The sequence below is a fragment of the Candidatus Obscuribacterales bacterium genome (assembly GCA_036703605.1).
In the GTDB taxonomy this organism is placed as follows: domain Bacteria; phylum Cyanobacteriota; class Cyanobacteriia; order RECH01; family RECH01; genus RECH01.
In genome coordinates this window covers 1-2,581 of the sequence record DATNRH010000398.1, presented here as the reverse complement: position 1 = coordinate 2,581, position 2,581 = coordinate 1, and the positions used below count along the sequence as shown (strand labels likewise).

The window sequence follows — 2,581 nt, the reverse complement described above, 5'->3', positions numbered from 1 at the left end:
CCCTCACCTAAAACGTCCAGAACCCGCGTTTGTAGCGTCATATTTCCTGAATCTCCACCTCGGCTAGGTGCAAAAATTCCAGCTCCATCTCGAATCAACAGCCGATCCGCCTGCAGAGTAAAATTTGCGCCATTACCTGTTCCCTCCGTTCCTAGGAAAAAGCCGGTGAGACGATCGCTCTGTGGATCACCAAGAAGTCGCACTTGATCCATGCCGCGCAGTTGAAGTTGTCCACCGCTACCCTGTTCTCGGTTGCGGATAGAAATTTGGGCATCATTGCGCAGGGTTAGCGATCCGCCCTGAAACCGGATGTCCCCCCCACGCCCGCTGCCACTATTGTTGGCAAAAATTGACGCGCCAGAGACATCCATGGATGTGCCAATGTTGAAGTTGATTTGTCCAGCATTGCCAGAGGTGTTTGCGGGTGTATTGGCAAAGACTAACGATTGTCCGGACATGGATAGCTGCTCTGCATTAATGGTGATTTGCCCAGCTCGTCCGTCTGCAAGGGCTTGAGCTAACATTCCAGCCCCTTGGGTTAAGGCAATTTGCTCGCCATTGAGAACGATTGTGCCGCCCGCACCGCGCCCTAGGCTATTTCCTTGAATCAATGACTGGTCGCTTAGCTCAATGCGATCACCCGTTAACGTCACCTGTCCGCCCGCTCCTCGGTTGTAAGCGTTAACTTGAATTGAGGCTTGATCGCTTAAGGAAATGCGATCGCCCGTAAGGAAAACCGTCGCCCCCGCTCCAAGACCATTGGTATCTCCCACAATGCGAGATAAATCGTTCAGCTCAATGCGATCGCCCCGCAGTTGAATCGTTGCGGCATTGCCGGTGCCCGTGGTGATAGCTTGAATCGCAGCAGTTTGACTCAGACGGATACGATCAGCCCGCAAATCGATGGTGCTGCCTGCCCCAGTACCGTTGGCACCACCAAACAGAGCCGCCTGATCTTGTAAGTTAATCTGATTTGCTCGGATACCAATGCTACCGCCTCCGGTATCACTCTCAGTGCTAGCCGAAATCTGACTGCTTCCTTCTAGGGCGACAGTTTCGCCTCGGATCTGGATCTGACCAGCCGCCCCCGGCGCTTCTGTCCCATTACTCCGACTACTGCTTACCAAAATGCCACTGTCTTGCAGAATGACCTGGTTGGCGTCAATGGTGACTTGTCCAGCATTGCCCGTACCAATGGTGCCAGATGCGATCGCTGCCCCCTCAGTCAAGGTCAATTGTTCAGTATCAACCGAAATTTGTCCGGCGTTGCCCCGTCCTGAGGTTGAAGCACTGAGGCTTGCTAAATTTGTGAGGGTGACAGTGGGTGCTGTGATTGAGATTTGGCCGGCCGCACCTGCTCCGGAGGTGGCGGTATTGAGCAGGGTGCCATTGGCAAGCAGAACCGTGAGGGCATCAATCGAAATTTGACCGGCCGCGCCGCGTCGTAAGGCTCCCGCATCTAGGCGTACACCATCGGTGAGGGTAACGGTAGGTGCATTGATGACGATTTGCCCACCTGCCCCTGCGCCTGAGGTGCCTGTCAATACCCGAGTGCCATCAGCGAGAGTTACGGTGAAGGCATCCATCGAAATTTGACCACCACCCCCACTGCCTGAGGTGCCTGCATTCAACTGGGCACCATCGGTCACTGTCACGGTGGGGGCAACGAGGCTGATGTCGCCGCCTGTCCCATCATTGAATCCTTGAACCGAGAGTTGAATGGGGTCACCCTCTGCCGTTTGTCCACCAATTGCGAGGGTATCCCCAGCCTCAAGACGCAGCGTGCCGGCAGCATTGGCCGAACTGCTGTTGATCGTGGCGGCAATGGTGAGATTATCTTCAGCAAAGAGTGAAATGGGCACACCATTGCCATCGGGGGAATTGCCATTGATCTGATTCTCAACAGTCAAATTATCGCGAGATTCCACCACCAGTCGTCCGCTATTGGCTTCATTAAATAGAGCAATGGGCCCATTCAGCCTGATATCACCAGGATTCCCATTGGCTTGAAAGCGATTGGTGATCAAGACCACTCCGTCAAGGGCCTCCACCGACACCCTGCCTAGGGTGATATCTGCCCGGCCATCTAAGTTATCTACAGTATTGCAGTCCATACAGGTTTCTAACCCTGGAACCGTACCCCCTAGAAACCCTTCTGGTAACGGAATCGCAAAACTGTTGAGAAAATTCTGTACCTCCGCCTCATCCATCCCAGCCCGGAGGTCTAGGGTGGGAGCGGTGCTGCCGTCAATCACCAGGGTTGTTCCATCGGCTAGGGGCACATTGGAATAGGGATTGGCGGACGTGATCGCTTGGTTGGGCTGGGCTGCCCCGGTAATCTCCACCGTGCCAATGCGAATGCTGCCAGCGGCTAGGATATGAAGCGATCGCCCCTCATAGGCTGCGAATGTCACATTCCTAAGACTTCCTAGGACTGGATCATCTGGACTTTCCAGAATACCCAGGGATCCGTCCAAGCGCTCCACCCGCAAGGGCCCGCCAGCGAAGAATCGCCCATCCCCCAGCACCGGTGCGGCAGACTGGAGGGTCAAGGCATCCCCCGCTGCTAGAATGCTTTGGG

General features: G+C 55.0%; 1 protein-coding gene. It reads right to left on the bottom strand.

All coding sequences use genetic code 11. The features are described from left to right. Positions 1-2,581 (bottom strand): hypothetical protein (locus tag V6D20_08155; protein HEY9815757.1); only part of this gene is annotated, 2,581 nt, incomplete at both ends.